The following is a 14783-nucleotide window of genomic DNA, read 5'->3' on the forward strand; positions in this document are numbered from 1 at the left end:
TAAGCTCCCGCCCAGCTGATCTCCCCCCTTGTGGGGGAGATGGCCGGCAGGCCAGAGGGGGGCGAGCTTCCGCATCCGTTTCCTCCTGAGATCAGATCGCCGTTCGTGCCCGAAGTGCCGCCGTCAGCGTCCCTTCGTCGAGATAATCGAGTTCGCCGCCGACCGGTACGCCATGGGCCAAGCGCGTTATCTTCACGTTGAAATCGGACAGCTGGTCGGTGATGTAATGGGCGGTCGTCTGTCCCTCGACGGTCGCATTCACCGCGATGATGATCTCCTTCACCGTTCCCTCGCTGACGCGATCGACGAGCGCACGGATGTTGAGGTCGTCGGGGCCGACACCGTCGAGCGGCGACAGCGTGCCACCAAGAACGTGATAGGCGGCATTCATCGCGCCGGCGCGTTCCAGCGCCCAGAGATCGGAAACATCCTCGCAGATGATCAGCATCGAGTGATCGCGACGGATATCGGTGCAGACGGTGCAGGGATCGGACGTATCGACATTGCCGCAGCGCGAGCAGATCTTCACCTTGTCATAGGCCTCGCCCATCGCAAGCGATAGCGGGCCGAGCAGCTGATCCTTTTTCTTGATCAGATGCAGCGCCGCCCGGCGCGCAGAGCGCGGGCCAAGCCCCGGCACTTTCGCCAGCAGCTGGATGAGTTTTTCGATTTCGGGGCCGGTGACTCGCTTTGCCATGTTCTCCCTTTAGCCCATATGTCGGTTGAACGGAAAGACCGAAGGACCAGGGCTGCATGAAACTTCTCGCGATCTGCGTCGGTCAGGCGGGGCGGCTGCCCGGAAAGAGCTACAAGACCGGCATCTACAAGACACAGGTCAACGGCCCGGTCCTGATCGATGAGCTCGGTCTGGTTGGAGATGCCGTCTGCAACAAAAAACATCACGGTGGGCCGGATCAGGCGATCCTGATTGAGGGATCGCTGACGCTTGACTGGTGGGCGACGCAGTTGCGGCGTGATGTGCCGTTTGGAACATTCGGCGAAAACCTTGTCATGGAAGGTCTCGACAATCGCGACGTGGCGGTGGGGGACAGGTTTCACCTCGGCGATGTCGTGCTCGAAGCCACCTCTCCGCGTTCGCCCTGCAACACGCTTGCCGCCCGCATGGGCGATTTAGGGTTTTCCCGGGCATTTCTGAAGGCAGGTCGTCCCGGTATTTATTGCAGGGTTATCAGTGCGGGAACTCTCCAGCCTGGAGGCGATGTGCGGCACGAATTTTATCCCGGCGAACGCGTGCCTGTTCCTGACCTTCTGGCGTCGATAGGGCGCAAGCTTTCCGATGCCGAGCGGAGCCGCTTTCTCTCGGCGCCGATCGGTAGTCGGTGGAGGGACCGTCTTCAGCCAGCTCTTCGGAGTATTTCACGAAACCGTGATGTTTGGTGATGTGGTCGCTTAACTGCCAGGCCCTATACCGCATGACTGATGGCTATGCGGAGCTTTTTATGGATTTTCTGAGACGCATCCCCTTCGGGCTTCTTTCCGGCGCACTGATGGCGCAACTGGTGTCGACAGGTGTTGCTGTGGCCGAGGGCACAGAGGTCGAGCATTCGCTCTTTACCTTCGGTGGCGCCATGGTGGACGGAGACATGGCCGAGTCGGCCAACCCGTTCGGCGTCGACTACGAGGATCATCCGATCTTCGGTATCGGCTATCAGGTCTTCCCCTACAGTATCGGATCCGTGAAGCTTGGCCTTGAGGCGGGTCTCGCCGGGCGCTTCGGCGGCAATACCAATGCCGAGATCTGGGGTGGGGTGGTCGGCCGCTACGATGCGATCGAGATCGCCAACACGATCCGGATTGTCCCGTCCTTCACCTTCGGCCTGAGCCATGTGACCGAGACGATGAAAGGCCGCGAAAAGAAGAATGAAGAGACGCGCGATGGCGATGCCTCGACGCTCTTCTATCTCGGGCCGGAAGTGAGTTTCAGCACTGTCTCGCGTCCCGAGCTTGAAGTTTTCTGGCGCCTGCATCACCGCTCGGGCGCCTGGGGTACGCTTGGCGACATGCATGGCGGCTCCAACGCCAATGTCCTCGGCGTCAGATACAATTTTTGACGGAAAATCCTATCGGGTCGCGATCGCGGCGGCGGCACCGGCCATGGTGCCGGCCGAAATGCGGTTGGCAACCTTAAGCGCGCGCGGGCTTTTCAGGAATTGCCGCGCCTTGTTCGCCAGCGTGATCCAGACGATGTCGACGGTGGCGAGCACGACGAGCATGGCGGCGACCAGTTCCAGCCAGCCGACCAGCGTGACGCCGTTGAGATCGATGATCGACGGCAAAAGCGCCACATAGAACATCATGATCTTCGGGTTTCCGAGCGTCACGGTCAGTCCGGCGAAGAACATCCTTGCCGCAGAACGACTTTCCGGAAGTTCGCCGTCAGCGCCATCGGTTCGGGCGAACCACATTTTCCAGGCGAGATAGAGGAGATAGGCGACGCCGATCCACTTGATCGCAACGAAAACGGGCTGGAAGCTTTCGGCGATGGCAGAAAGCCCGGCAACCGCAAAGGACAGCCAGACGGTCTCGCCGACCCACATCGCCATGAGGAAAGGCAGCACGTCGCGCCAGCCCTTTGTCAGCACGCGCGAGACGAGCGCGGCGATACTGGGACCGGGAGAGCCCGCCGCGACGAACAGCGCGGCGGCAAATACAAGCACGGAAGCCAATGTCATCGGAGCCGCCCTTATCGAGACAGGATCAGAACGGCAGCTTCATGCCGGGCGGGATCGGCAGGCCGGCGGTCAGTTCCTTGGTCTTTTCGGCGGTAATCTGCTCGGCGCGATCCTTGGCCGACTTGTGTGCGGCAACGATCAGATCTTCGAGTATCTCGATATCGTCTTCCTTGAACAGCGAAGGATCGATCTTCAGGCCGAGCATTTCGCCCTTGCCGTTCATCTTGACGGTCACGAGACCACCGCCAGCCGTGCCTTCGACTTCGAGAGCAGCGATATCCGCCTGCATCTTCTCCATCTTGGCCTGCATTTCCTTGACCTTGCCCATCATGCCCATGATGTCGCGCATCGGTAATTCCTCTTCTTCTCTTAAAGCTCGATGTCGTCGCCGGGCAGGATATCGCCCTCGGCGGATTCTGCGATGGCCGGCGCCGGCGCATCCTCGACCTCGTTGTCTTCCTCAAGCACACGGATCCTGACGTCGGTGATCTTGGCGCCCGGAAATTGCGACAGGATCGCTGCGACATCCGGATCGGCGCGCGCATCGGTCATCCGTGCTTCGCGAGCGCTGGCATCAGCCTCCACCAGCGTCGGCTCGCCTTCGTCCTTGCTGAGCGTAACTATCCAGTGGATGCCGGTCCATTCCTTCAGCTTGACGCCGAGTTCACCGGGCAGCGTGCCGGGACCGCCATCCGTCATGCGGATATCGAGGCGGCCGGGCTCGATCTTCACCAGCCGGACGAAATTGCGCACCAGCGCCTTCAGCCTCGGGTCGCGGTTCTCGGTGCAGAGGTCAACGACATCGTGCAGCGAACGGACGGCAACCTTCGGCTCCGGCCTCTCGGACGGGCGTTCCTCGATGCGGCCGACGGGCATTTCCCGTGGCGTCGTGTTCGGCACCGCCTGCAGCATGGCCGTCGGTCCGCCGGAAGGAGCGCGCTGGCCGCCATCAAAGCCACGAGCGTTGACAGAGGCCTGCTGCGCCATCTGCGGGCCGCGCCCGCCGCCATTTCCACCGCCGCCATTGGGCATCGGCTGGCCATCGCCATTGGCAAAATCCGCAAGCCGCCGCACCGCATCCTCGGGGGAGGGGAGCGATGCCGCATGCGTCAGCCGGATCAGCACCATTTCAGCAGCACCTGCCGGGCGCGAAGAGCCTTCCGCCTCCGGAATGCCCTTGAGCAGCATCTGCCAGATACGCGACAGCGCGCTGACCGCGACATTTTCGGAAAACTCCCGGCCGCGCACGCGTTCCACTTCGCTCAGCGAAGGATCGTCGGCAGCTTCGGGAATATATTTGAACCGGGTGACCAGATGGGTGAAATCGGCGAGATCCGTCAGGACGACGACCGGATTGGCGCCGGCCTCGTATTGGGCGTTGAATTCGGAAAGTGCAGCCGTGATATCGCCCTTCACGATATGCTCGAAAAGATCGACGATGCGGGCGCGGTCGGCAAGGCCCAGCATGCCGCGCACGGTGTCCGCATGCACGCTGCCGCCGCCGTGAGCGATCGACTGGTCGAGCAGCGAAAGGCCGTCGCGGGCGGAGCCTTCGGCGGCACGCGCGATCATCGCCAATGCTTCCTGCTCGGCAGGCACGCCTTCCTTCTCCAGAATGGTGGTAAACAGGCCGACCAGATCGGCAGCGCTGATACGGCGCAGATCAAAACGCTGGCAGCGGGAAAGCACCGTGATCGGAACTTTTCTGATTTCCGTCGTCGCGAAGATGAACTTCACATGTTCCGGCGGCTCTTCGAGCGTCTTCAACAGCCCGTTGAAGGCCTGCGTCGAGAGCATGTGCACTTCGTCGATGATGTAGACCTTGTAGCGCGCCGAAACCGGGCGGTAGCGCACCTGCTCGATGATCTCTCTGATATCGTCGATACCGGTATGAGACGCAGCGTCCATCTCGATCACGTCGACATGCCGGCCTTCCATGATCGCCTGGCAATGTTCGCCGGGTTCACGCAGGTCGATTGTCGGACGATCGATTTCGGCCGTCTTGTAGTTGAGCCCCCGAGCAAGAATACGTGCGGTGGTCGTCTTGCCGACACCGCGGACACCGGTCAGCATATAGGCCTGTGCGATACGGCCGGTCTCGAACGCATTGGTCAGCGTCCGTACCATCGGTTCCTGGCCGACCATCAGGTCGGAGAAATCCTTCGGCCGATACTTGCGGGCGAGAACCCGATATCCCGTGCTGCCCGAAGGGGCAGGGGATGAGGGATTGATTGATGTCGGCCCGCTGTCGCTCATAAGGTCCTGACTATAGGCCCTCGGGCCTGTACGGGCCATTCCGGCAGTCAGGCGATCTTGACCGGACCGGGCGTTGACCAAGATGAGAAGGTGGGAGGCTGGCACGGCGACCCGTGCCTGGCTCGTTAGGGCTGCTTCCTTCCGGACCTGACCCGGTTGGCGAGTGGCTCGTCCACCACCAACCTCCCGCCGCACATATCGGCAATAATGCTTCCAAATGCAAGCCAACCCTGTAAAAAACTGTCAGTATCGAAAATCACAACACCGAAAATGCCGGGAGGATCGCTTGAGCGTCTTTGAACTGGATCCACGGCTTGCCAGGGATACCGAGCTTGTGGAGAGCTTTGGCCTCTGTCAGCTCAGGATGATGAAGGACAGCCGCTGGCCTTGGTTCATGCTGGTGCCGCAGCGCAATGATGTGAGCGAGCTGTTCGAGCTGACGCCGCTCGACCAGGCGCTTTTGACCTTCGAGACCAATATGGTGGCGGCCGCGCTGAAAAAGGCGACAGGGGCCGAAAAGATCAATGTGGCTGCGATCGGCAATATCGTTCGCCAGCTGCATGTGCATATCGTCGCACGGTTCGACCCTGACCCGAACTGGCCGGGACCGATCTGGGGTTATGGCCAGGCGGAACCTTATGAAGATACAGCCAAGCAATTATTGATCAAAAGCCTGACGGAAAATCTCGTATCATGACAAGAAAACTTTTCGAGACGGATGCGCCCCATCCGGAGCCCGGCAACCTGACGGCCTTTTCCGGCAACAGGCTCGACCGTCGGGGCGAATATCGCGCCGACGACTGCGTTAGCGAGGCGCTGGCGATCGAGGGGACCCATATTCTCGCCTTCGCCGGTGCAAAGCTCATCCTCAAACACGACGAACAGGTTCTGGACCCGCTTTTCGCGGCTTACGAACTGGCGGAACTGAAGCCTGATTTCGACAATGCCATCCTGCTCGGCTACCGCGAAAACGGTGAGCCGCGCGTGGCGATTCCCGTCAATGTCCCGACTGAAGAACTTGCCGGCCAGTACAAGCCCACGGATGCCCGCGCGCTCTACCGCGAAGCGCTGATCGACGCGGAGCTGCAGGGGGAGGTCGCCCAGGCGATCTCGCTTTTGTCCTGGAACGAGGCCAACCGCTTCTGCGGCAAATGCGGCTCGCCGACTGAAATGAAAATCGGCGGCTACAAGCGGGTCTGCACGGCGTGCGAACATATGATGTTTCCGCGCACCGATCCGGTCGTCATCATGCTGACGGTCGATGTCGAGAACGATCGCTGCCTGCTCGGCCGCAGCCATCATTTTCAGGAGGGCATGTATTCCTGCCTCGCCGGTTTCGTCGAACCCGGCGAAACGATCGAGCATGCGGTTCGCCGCGAGACGGTCGAGGAATCGGGCATCGAGGTCGGTCGCGTGCGGTATCACGCTTCCCAGCCCTGGCCGATGCCGCACTCGCTGATGATCGGCTGTTATTCCGAGGCGCTCTCCACCGAGATCACCATTGATCCGCAAGAAATGTCGGATGTCCGCTGGTTCACCCGTGATGAGGTCAGGCACATGCTCGACGCCGGCCCGGATCTGAAACCCTTCGGCCCCGCCAGCGGCGCGATCGCCTATCGGCTGATGAAGGACTGGATCGATTGGCCGGATGAGATTTCCGGCGTCGCTTGAATAAGAACTCCATCGCCTGCGCGAACAGGCCTGAAACCGGAGGCGCTGATGACCGTGGCCCGTTCGGAACGTCTTCTTGTGCTTCTGCAGGTCATGCGGCGGTATCGGCAGCCGGTCAGCGGCGCAACGCTTGCCGCCGAAACCGGCGTCAGCCTCCGCACGCTCTACCGCGACATCGCCAGCCTTCAGGCGCAAGGGGCCTTGATCGAGGGAGAAGCCGGGCTCGGCTATATCCTGAAACCTGGTTTCATGCTGCCGCCGATGATGTTTTCACAAGAGGAGATCGAGGCTCTCGTGCTCGGCTCCCGCTGGGTTGCGAAAATGGCCGATCCGATACTTGCAGCCGGTGCCGTGGATGCGCTGCAGAAGATCGCCGCAGTCCTGCCGGCCGAACTCAGGGAGGAGATCGACAATTCCACTCTGCTCGTCGCGGCGCCGCGAGCGAGAGAAGAAAGGAGCGATCTGGCGATGATCCGCAAGGCAATCCGCGCCGAACACATGCTCGACCTCGCCTATGAAGATGAAAAGGGTGCACTGACCGAGCGCCGCGTCTGGCCTTTTGCGCTCGGTTTTTTCGACAGCGTGCGGGTTATGATCGGCTGGTGCGAGCTGCGACAGGGATTTCGCCATTTCCGCACGGACCGCATCGTCTCCGCGGTCTCGACAGGAAAGCGTTACCCGCGCCGCCGCCCGGCACTGCTGAAAGAGTGGCGACGGTCAGAAGGCATTTCCGCGCCCGGCTAGGGCTGCTGACAGAATTTGACAGCATGATGCGATAGATTCGGGTCAGTCTCAACAAGGAGCACTGACATGGTTCACCCTGATTTCACTATTCTTTTCGTCGATAATCCGTTCGTAAGCGCCGCATTTTACCGCGATCTGCTCGGTGTCGAACCAGTGGAAAGCTCGCCGACATTCGCGTTGTTTATCCTGTCCAACGGCATGAAGCTCGGTCTGTGGTCGCGCCACACGGCACAGCCGGCGGTGACCGCGGGAAGCGGCTCCATGGAAATCTGCTACCGGCTCGAAAAAACCGCTGATGTCGATCGCACCTATAGCGATTGGGCGAAGAAGGGCCTGCGCGTGCTGCAGACACCGGCGGAACTGGACTTCGGCTATACCTTCGTCGCGACCGATCCCGATGGCCATCGCCTGCGCGTCTATGCCAGGATCGAAGCGGTCTGAAACACAAAAGGCGGCGTTGAACACGCCGCCTTTTGCAAATCCCTTACTAGTCTTCCGATGCCTCGTTCTGGCTTGGCGCGTTGAAGCGCCTTATGCTTTCTGCAGCGCGCCGCGCATCGGGTGTCCCTTGTAGCTGCCGAGAATGCGGACCTTTTCGGAGAAGAATCGCAGCTCTTCCAGCGCCCGGCGCACCGGCGCGTCATCCGGATGGCCTTCGATATCGGCATAGAACTGGGTGGCGACGAACTTGCCACCCAGCTGGTAGCTTTCGAGCTTCGTCATGTTGATGCCGTTGGTCGCAAAACCGCCCATCGCCTTGTAGAGGGCCGCCGGGATGTTGCGCACATTGAAGACAAAGGTCGTGACGATCACGTCTTCCGGATTGTTCCGTTGTACCCACTTCTCGTCGCGCGACAGGACGACGAAGCGGGTTACGTTGTTTTCCGTATCCTCGACGTTTTCGGCCAGGATTTCGAGCTTGTAGAGATCCGCGGCGAGCCGTGGCGCAAGTGCCGCCATCGAGTGATCGCCCTTTTCAGCCACCATCTTGGCAGCCCCCGCCGTATCGCCGGCAACGACGGCTTTCCAGCCGTTCGAGCGGATGATCTTGCGGCATTGGCCAAGTGCATGGATATGGCTGTGAACCGTGCGGATCTCGTCATGCTTCACACCCGGCAGAACCATCAGCTGGAAGCGGATCGGCATGAAATATTCACCGATAATATGCAACCGCGATTCCGGCAGCAGCGTGTGGATGTCCGCCACGCGCCCGGCAATCGTGTTCTCGATCGGGATCATCGCCAGATCGGCTTCGCCGCTTTCGAGTGCCTGGAAGGCATCTTCGAAAGTCGCGCAGGGCAGGGGCTCCATATCGGGAAACATGTCGCGGCAAGCCATGTCGGAATTGGCGCCGTAGTCGCCCTGGAAGGCAATGCGATTGGTCAGCGTGGTCATCGGGTGCCTCTTTTTCAGGATTGGCGCGACGTCAGGATTGCACGGGCTTTCTCAAGGTCGGCAGGGGTGTCGACGCCCAGCGGGATCGAGTGCACGATTTCGGCATCGATCCGCATGCCGGCCTCGAGTGCCCGAAGCTGCTCCAGCCGCTCGCGCATTTCCAACGGGGACGGGCCGAGCGCGACGAATTTTTCCAGAGCCGCGCGGCGATAGGTGTAAAGGCCGATGTGATGGTAAAGCGGGCCATCACCATAAGGAGCGGTCGCGCGGGTGAAATAGAGGGCCTTCAGGCGGGTTTCGGAAATCGGCGAGCCGACGATCTTCACCACATTCGGATTGGTTTTCTCGTGTTCGTCGGTGATTTCGACGGTCAGAGTTGCGATATCGGTCGAGGGATTGTCGAGAAGCGGTCGAAGTGAAGCACGTACCACGTCCGCCTCGATCGTCGGCAGGTCGCCCTGGACGTTGATGACGAATTCCGCCTTGCCATCCGGGTCGGCCTTCTGCAGCGCCTCGTAGATGCGATCCGAGCCGGACTGGTGATCCTGGCGGGTCATGACGACATCGAAACCGGCTGCCTTGACGACATCGAACACGGCCTGATCGTCGACCGCCACGACAACGCGCCCGGCTTTTGCTTCCTCGGCGCGCTTTGCCACCTGAACGATCATCGGCAGGCCGGCGATGTCGGCGAGCGGCTTGTTCGGCAGTCGGGTCGAGGCCATTCGGGCCGGGATCAGGACCAGTGTTTTTTCTGCTGCCGGTTGTGTCATCGAAGGCCTTCTATTCTCGCGTCAAGAGTGTCAAATAGTCTCATGCGGCGCGTTTTGTTTCCAATTGCAACGATTTGGCAAAAGACATAGCTTCCGCGCGATTGCAAGATGGCCGTTTGTACCGCAAGTTGGTCCAGAGGGTAGTCAACGAGATGGGAAGGAGCTCTGGATGAACCCCTACGTGAATATGTCGGTTGGTGCGTTGCTTGCCACTGTTTTCGTGATGATGTCGGTTTCGATCGCTTCGGAGGGGATTTTTCACTCTCCCGTTCCTGAAAAGGAAGGTTTCGCGATTGCCGCAGCGGAGGAAGCATCGGGCGGCGAAAAAGCCGGCGCAGAAGCCGCACCCGCTGCCGTGCCTGTTGGCCAGCTCATGGCGAGCGCAGATGCCACCGCCGGCGCCGCCGTTTTCAAGAAGTGTCAGAGCTGTCACTCCATCGAGAAGGGAGGGCCGAACAAGGTTGGCCCTGACCTCTGGGGTCTTGTGAACCGTCCGGTCGCCACGCACGAGGGTTTTTCTTATTCTGCTGGGATGAAGGATTTTTCCAAGGGTGGCCAGGAAACCTGGACCTTCGATCATCTCAACCACTTCCTTGCCGGCCCGAAGGCTTATGTAAAGGGCACGGCCATGGGCTTTGCCGGTATCAAGAATGACAAGGAGCGCGCCAATCTGCTCGCCTATATACGCGAGCAGTCCGACAGCCCGGCGCCGCTGCCGGATCCGAACGCACCGGAACCAGCTACGAACTGATTTTACTTCTTGAGTTCCTAAGAGATAACGCCCGGCTCAGCCGGGCGTTTTGCATTCTGCCTCCGGTCAGGAAAGCAGCCAGGCCCACATGCTGACGGAGATGACACCGAAAGCGGTTGTGATGCTGATGACGGAAGCGGCAAGGCTCTGGCTGGAGCGGAAACGCTGTGCAATCAGCCAGGCATTGATGCCTGTCGGAACGGAAGAGGTCAGAACCAGCGCAGCGGTCCAGTCCGGCCGTAGGTTCAGTAGCTGGCAGGCCGCAAATACGGACGCCGGCATCAGGAATAGCTTGAGCACGGCCGCGGTAGAAGAGAGCCCCAGATCGCCCTTGATCGGATAACGCGTCAGCGCCATCCCGATCGAAATCAGTGCGGCCGGGCTGGCAGAGCCGGCAATCTGGTCGACGACCAGGGCAACTGGTGCGTTCATTGACAGGCCGGAAAGATTGAAGGCAAGTCCGAGTGTCAAGGCGATGACGAGCGGATTGCGCGCAAGGTTTGTCCCTACCTGCTTGAGTACGGCGACAATACCGCGGGCAGCCGTGCCATCTACCTTGGCTGAGGCGCTTTCCATAAGCACCGTACCGACAATCATCATGATCGGCAGATGGATTGCGAGAAGGATGGAGATGGCAACAAGCCCATCCTGTCCGACGATATGATCGACCAACGGAAGGCCGATGAAGACATTATTGGCGAAGCTTGCCGACATGCCTGCAATCACGGCAACTTTGGCGTCCCGCCCGAAGGCGCGTTTTGCCATAAAAGCCCCGATGGTCCAGGTGATCGCGACACCTATAAAATAGGCGGTCCACAGTCTGAAGGGAGAAACGCCTTCGAAATGCGCGGTTGCTAGCGTGCGGAAGATCAGCATGGGAACGGCGATCTTGAAGACAAATTCGCCCAGCGCATCGCCGGTCTCCGCTTTGAGAAGGCCGGATTTGGCGATCAGCCAGCCGAGCAGAATGAGAATGAAGACCGGGAAGACATTGGCGAGGACGAGCGACACGGTAGGACCTTGGAATATTCCGATCCTATGCGTCTAGCGCATAAGCTTCCGAGCAACAAATGCATATATGCAACCGTGCTCCGATCCAGATCTATAATGGAATGAAAAATCCGGCAGTCAGCCGCCAGTACATCCGTGGCAGCCAACCTTACCGGACGGGATCAACATATGCGAAAACCGTGACGGCCAGATGACAGATGATAAACCTGAACCAACTCGATGCACGGATGGAATGGATGCAAGAACATTTGTTCTTCCCTTGGCCGGAAAAGGCCACTACCCATGGCGCAGCTTGAACGCAAAAGGATGAAGAGTGAATGCCAAAGTTCGACGTGCTGACCATCGGCAACGCCATCGTCGATATCCTCGCCCGTTGCGAGGATTCGTTTCTTGAAGACAATGCGATCATCAAGGGCGCCATGAACCTTATCGATGCCGAGCGTGCCGAATTTCTTTATTCAAAGATGGGACCTGCGGTAGAGGCATCCGGTGGTTCGGCCGGCAATACTGCTGCCGGCATTGCCGGTTTCGGGGGCAAGGCCGCCTATTTCGGCAAAGTTGCCGAGGATCAGCTGGGCCAGATTTTCCAGCACGACATCCGCGCGCAGGGCGTTCATTACCAGACAAAGCCGGATGGTCTTCATCCCCCCACGGCTCGTTCGATGATCTTCGTCACGCCCGATGGCGAGCGTTCGATGAACACCTATCTCGGCGCCTGCGTCGAACTTGGGCCAGAGCATGTAGAGGAAGAAGTCGTCGCCGAAGCCAAGGTCACCTATTTCGAGGGTTATCTCTGGGATCCGCCGCGTGCCAAGGATGCTATTCGCGAGGCAGCTCGCATTGCCCACGCGCATGGCCGTGAAGTGTCCATGACGCTCTCCGACCCCTTCTGTGTTGGGCGCTACCGCTCGGAATTCCTCGATTTGATGACGTCCGGCACAGTCGATATCGTCTTTGCCAACAAGCACGAACTGCTGTCGCTCTACGAGACGGAAGACTTCGAACTGGCTCTCGGCAAGATCGCCGCAGACTGCAAGCTGGCCGCGGTCACGCTCAGCGAAGAGGGCGCCGTCATCGTTCGCGGTAGTGAGCGGGTAAACATCGATGCCTATGCAATCGACGAACTGGTCGATACGACTGGCGCCGGTGATCTCTTCGCCTCCGGCTTCCTTTATGGCTACACGCAGGGTCGTTCGCTGGAAGATTGCGGCAAGCTCGGTTGCCTCGCTGCAGCCGAAGTTATCCAGCAGATCGGCCCACGTCCGCTGGTATCGCTGAAACAAGCGGCAGCCGAGGCAGGCCTTATTTAAAGGCTTCGCCCGGGTAAACGCCCCAGACTTCGCCCTGGGCTACCCAGCCCTCGGCACCACCGGTTTCCGCCTGGCACCAGTCACCGTTGCATTCCTTGATGGTAAGCTGAACGCCCGGCTGAAGCTTGGCGGTGATTGCGGCCGAGCTTTGCGGGTCGCGGCGCATGTTGACATAGATGTCTTGGCCCTTGCCGCGCATCCATGGAGCCGCGACGGCCGTACGCTCGCCCGAAAGCAGCGCCTGGTTCACCCAGCCCTCGGTTCCCTCGGCGTCACGCACGCGCCGCCAGTTGTCGTATTCCTGGATGATTTCCATGGGCGTACCTGCCTTCATGTACATCCATGAAACCGCATAGTCGGTGCTCGGCCCGATACGGATATTGACTTTCTTTGATTTCAGGCTGGCAAAACGCGGTAGCGGCAGGCCGCTCGCACCTTTCGCAGCACCCTGTGCATAGACTGGGACGATGGCGGAAAGCGTTGCGATCAGGGGAAAGCAGATGGCTACGATGATGATAATGAGGCGGCGCATTGTGTGGATCCTGACTGACGATCCGCGGATGTGCTTCATGGCCCGTTTGCGAGGTTTTGTTTGTCTTCGCCGGTGGGTCTGCTAGAACGCCCAAGGATAGGATCGACTATCGCGCGACTTGGTTAATGACCTGCTAAAATTGCGGTGGCGGAGCGATGACTGCGAAGAAAAGACCCAGGGTTTATATCACGCGCAAGCTGCCGGACGCCGTCGAGACGCGCATGCGCGAACTCTTCGACGCCGAGCTCAACATCGATGACCGGCCGCGTTCACGCGAAGAACTTGCGGCTGCGATGGCGAGTGTCGACGTACTTGTACCGACAATCGCGGACAAGATCGATGCCGAGCTTCTGGCCTCAGCAGGCCCGCAACTGAAGCTTATTGCCGGTTTTTCCAACGGTACGGATCACATCGATGTCGATGCGGCGGCTGAGAAGGGCATTACCGTCACCAACACGCCGAACGTCCTGACAGAGGACACGGCGGACATGACGATGGCGCTCATCCTCGCCGTCAACCGTCGCCTTGCTGAAGGCTCGCGTATTCTGACCGACAATCCCGGCGATTGGGCCGGCTGGAGTCCGACCTGGATGCTCGGACGCCGGATCTGGGGCAAACGGATCGGTATTATAGGGATGGGTCGGATTGGCACTGCGGTCGCAAGACGCGCCAAGGCTTTCGGTCTTTCCATCCACTATCACAACCGCAAGCCGGTCAATCAGGCGACCGAGAGCGAACTGGAGGCGACCTATTGGGACAGCCTCGATCAGATGCTGGCCCGCGTCGATATCGTTTCGGTGAATTGCCCATCGACGCCCGGAACCTTTCATCTTGTGTCAGCCCGGCGTCTGGCGCTGATGCAGCCGACGGCGATCATCGTCAACACGGCGCGTGGCGACATCATCGACGAGATGGCGATGATCAAGCTTCTGCGTGAAGGCAAGATCGCCGGTGCCGGTCTCGACGTCTATCAGAACGAGCCGGCGATCAACCCGAAACTCGTCAAGCTTGCGAATGAAGGCAAGGTCGTTCTGTTGCCCCATATGGGTTCGGCCACGATCGAGGGCCGGATCGACATGGGCGATAAGGTCATCATCAATATCCGAGCCTTTTTCGACGGCCACCGTCCGCCGAACCGTGTTCTGCCCGGCCGGAATTGAATTCAGGCGGGGGCCGGCTCGAGCTGCTTGCGCATTTCGATGAAGGTGATCCGGTCAAAGCCCGGATGGGATTTCTCGGCCGTTTTCTGAAATCCCCAGCGGCCGAAGGTCGTGTGGTTGCCGACAAGCTCGATGCGCGTTTCCAGCCTGAGCGCCGGCAGATTCAGCTCATGCGCAGTATCGTGCGCAACCTTCAGCAGCCGGCGGCCGACACCCTTGCCTTGCTGGCCCGGCGCGACCGCGAGTTTCCCGACATAAAGGCAATCGGTTTCGGGTTTCAGGAACACGCAACCGACCAGACGGTCTTCCTCCAGTGCGGCGAAAGCAATCTCGCTCGTGGCCTTTTGCGCGAGTGAGGCAAGTGTCAGCCGGTGTGCCGAGGAAGGCGGATCGATGATCTCGTCCATATAGGAAAAGGACGAGAGAATAAGCGCGAGCAATTCGTCCCAGCGGCCAAAGCCGTTGTCGATTCTGGTAATGGCGATCA

18 protein-coding genes and 1 other RNA gene are annotated in these 14783 nt (G+C 59.9%); 9 read left to right on the plus strand and 10 right to left on the minus strand.

Annotated elements, in window-relative coordinates; all coding sequences use genetic code 11:
- Nucleotides 1–91: 91 nt before the first annotated feature.
- Nucleotides 92–697: a recombination mediator RecR gene (gene recR / locus JZX87_RS06685; protein ID WP_183823894.1), complete on the minus strand. Its 606-nt coding sequence runs from the start codon at nt 695–697 to the stop codon at nt 92–94.
- Nucleotides 698–753: 56 nt separating this feature from the next.
- Here recR and JZX87_RS06690 point away from each other — a divergent pair, with 56 nt between their 5' ends.
- Nucleotides 754–1401, plus strand: a complete 648-nt coding sequence (locus tag JZX87_RS06690) for an MOSC domain-containing protein (protein WP_206824744.1) — start codon at nt 754–756, stop codon at nt 1399–1401.
- A 59-nt stretch (nt 1402–1460) separates the two neighbouring features.
- Nucleotides 1461–2072 (plus strand): hypothetical protein, encoded by a 612-nt coding sequence (locus JZX87_RS06695; RefSeq protein ID WP_206824745.1) that lies wholly within the window; start codon nt 1461–1463, stop codon nt 2070–2072.
- A gap of 9 nt (nt 2073–2081) precedes the next feature.
- Here the strand turns inward: JZX87_RS06695 and JZX87_RS06700 are convergent, their stop codons facing one another.
- From JZX87_RS06700 to ffs, 4 genes are all read right to left on the minus strand, one after another.
- The gene (locus tag JZX87_RS06700) at nt 2082–2693 is read right to left on the minus strand and encodes a LysE family translocator (RefSeq protein WP_206824746.1); all 612 of its coding nucleotides are present in this window, start codon (nt 2691–2693) and stop codon (nt 2082–2084) included.
- 25 nt (nt 2694–2718) lie between these two features.
- Nucleotides 2719–3042 carry a YbaB/EbfC family nucleoid-associated protein gene (locus JZX87_RS06705; protein ID WP_112506836.1) on the minus strand — a complete coding sequence of 108 codons (324 nt, stop codon included), beginning with the start codon at nt 3040–3042 and terminating at the stop codon, nt 2719–2721.
- A gap of 20 nt (nt 3043–3062) precedes the next feature.
- The gene (locus JZX87_RS06710) at nt 3063–4949 is read right to left on the minus strand and encodes a DNA polymerase III subunit gamma/tau (protein WP_206825107.1); all 1887 of its coding nucleotides are present in this window, start codon (nt 4947–4949) and stop codon (nt 3063–3065) included.
- Between the two features lie 90 nt (nt 4950–5039).
- Nucleotides 5040–5136, minus strand: an RNA gene (gene ffs / locus JZX87_RS06715) — signal recognition particle sRNA small type.
- 99 nt (nt 5137–5235) lie between these two features.
- Here ffs and JZX87_RS06720 point away from each other — a divergent pair.
- From JZX87_RS06720 to JZX87_RS06735, 4 genes are all read left to right on the plus strand, one after another.
- The gene (locus tag JZX87_RS06720) at nt 5236–5646 is read left to right on the plus strand and encodes an HIT family protein (protein ID WP_286194210.1); all 411 of its coding nucleotides are present in this window, start codon (nt 5236–5238) and stop codon (nt 5644–5646) included.
- The gene (gene nudC / locus JZX87_RS06725; protein WP_206824762.1) at nt 5643–6620 is read left to right on the plus strand and encodes an NAD(+) diphosphatase; all 978 of its coding nucleotides are present in this window, start codon (nt 5643–5645) and stop codon (nt 6618–6620) included. Before JZX87_RS06720 ends, nudC begins: the two co-directional genes overlap by 4 nt.
- Before the next feature lie 48 nt (nt 6621–6668).
- Nucleotides 6669–7364: a helix-turn-helix transcriptional regulator gene (locus tag JZX87_RS06730; RefSeq protein WP_206824764.1), complete on the plus strand. Its 696-nt coding sequence runs from the start codon at nt 6669–6671 to the stop codon at nt 7362–7364.
- A gap of 66 nt (nt 7365–7430) precedes the next feature.
- A complete protein-coding gene (locus tag JZX87_RS06735; protein WP_206824770.1) occupies nt 7431–7805 on the plus strand; it encodes a VOC family protein in 375 nt (124 codons plus the stop codon).
- 90 nt (nt 7806–7895) lie between these two features.
- Here JZX87_RS06735 and JZX87_RS06740 read toward each other — a convergent pair whose 3' ends face one another.
- Together JZX87_RS06740 and JZX87_RS06745 are read right to left on the minus strand one after the other, a co-directional pair.
- Complete coding sequence (locus JZX87_RS06740; RefSeq protein WP_148146201.1) at nt 7896–8759, minus strand: prephenate dehydratase; 864 nt, start codon at nt 8757–8759, stop codon at nt 7896–7898.
- Nucleotides 8760–8773: 14 nt separating this feature from the next.
- The gene (locus JZX87_RS06745) at nt 8774–9532 is read right to left on the minus strand and encodes a 3-deoxy-manno-octulosonate cytidylyltransferase (RefSeq protein ID WP_183823878.1); all 759 of its coding nucleotides are present in this window, start codon (nt 9530–9532) and stop codon (nt 8774–8776) included.
- 169 nt (nt 9533–9701) lie between these two features.
- Here JZX87_RS06745 and JZX87_RS06750 point away from each other — a divergent pair, with 169 nt between their 5' ends.
- A complete protein-coding gene (locus JZX87_RS06750; protein ID WP_206824773.1) occupies nt 9702–10283 on the plus strand; it encodes a c-type cytochrome in 582 nt (193 codons plus the stop codon).
- Between the two features lie 66 nt (nt 10284–10349).
- Here JZX87_RS06750 and JZX87_RS06755 read toward each other — a convergent pair whose 3' ends face one another.
- Entirely contained in the window at nt 10350–11294 is a 945-nt protein-coding gene (locus tag JZX87_RS06755) for an AEC family transporter (protein WP_206824775.1), read from the minus strand.
- Nucleotides 11295–11611: 317 nt separating this feature from the next.
- Between JZX87_RS06755 and JZX87_RS06760 the strand changes: the two genes are divergently transcribed.
- A complete protein-coding gene (locus JZX87_RS06760) occupies nt 11612–12604 on the plus strand; it encodes an adenosine kinase (RefSeq protein WP_206824777.1) in 993 nt (330 codons plus the stop codon).
- Here JZX87_RS06760 and JZX87_RS06765 read toward each other — a convergent pair.
- A complete protein-coding gene (locus JZX87_RS06765; RefSeq protein ID WP_148146196.1) occupies nt 12597–13136 on the minus strand; it encodes an SH3 domain-containing protein in 540 nt (179 codons plus the stop codon). The genes JZX87_RS06760 and JZX87_RS06765 overlap by 8 nt on opposite strands.
- A gap of 155 nt (nt 13137–13291) precedes the next feature.
- Here JZX87_RS06765 and JZX87_RS06770 point away from each other — a divergent pair, with 155 nt between their 5' ends.
- On the plus strand, nt 13292–14296 hold the full coding sequence (locus tag JZX87_RS06770; protein ID WP_148146195.1) for a 2-hydroxyacid dehydrogenase: 1005 nt from the start codon (nt 13292–13294) through the stop codon (nt 14294–14296).
- A 2-nt stretch (nt 14297–14298) separates the two neighbouring features.
- Here JZX87_RS06770 and JZX87_RS06775 read toward each other — a convergent pair whose 3' ends face one another.
- A complete protein-coding gene (locus JZX87_RS06775) occupies nt 14299–14781 on the minus strand; it encodes a GNAT family N-acetyltransferase (RefSeq protein ID WP_206825108.1) in 483 nt (160 codons plus the stop codon).
- Nucleotides 14782–14783 lie beyond the last annotated feature (2 nt).

It is taken from the genome of Agrobacterium sp. Ap1 (assembly GCF_017313375.1).
Taxonomy (GTDB): Bacteria; Pseudomonadota; Alphaproteobacteria; order Rhizobiales; family Rhizobiaceae; genus Neorhizobium; species Neorhizobium cellulosilyticum.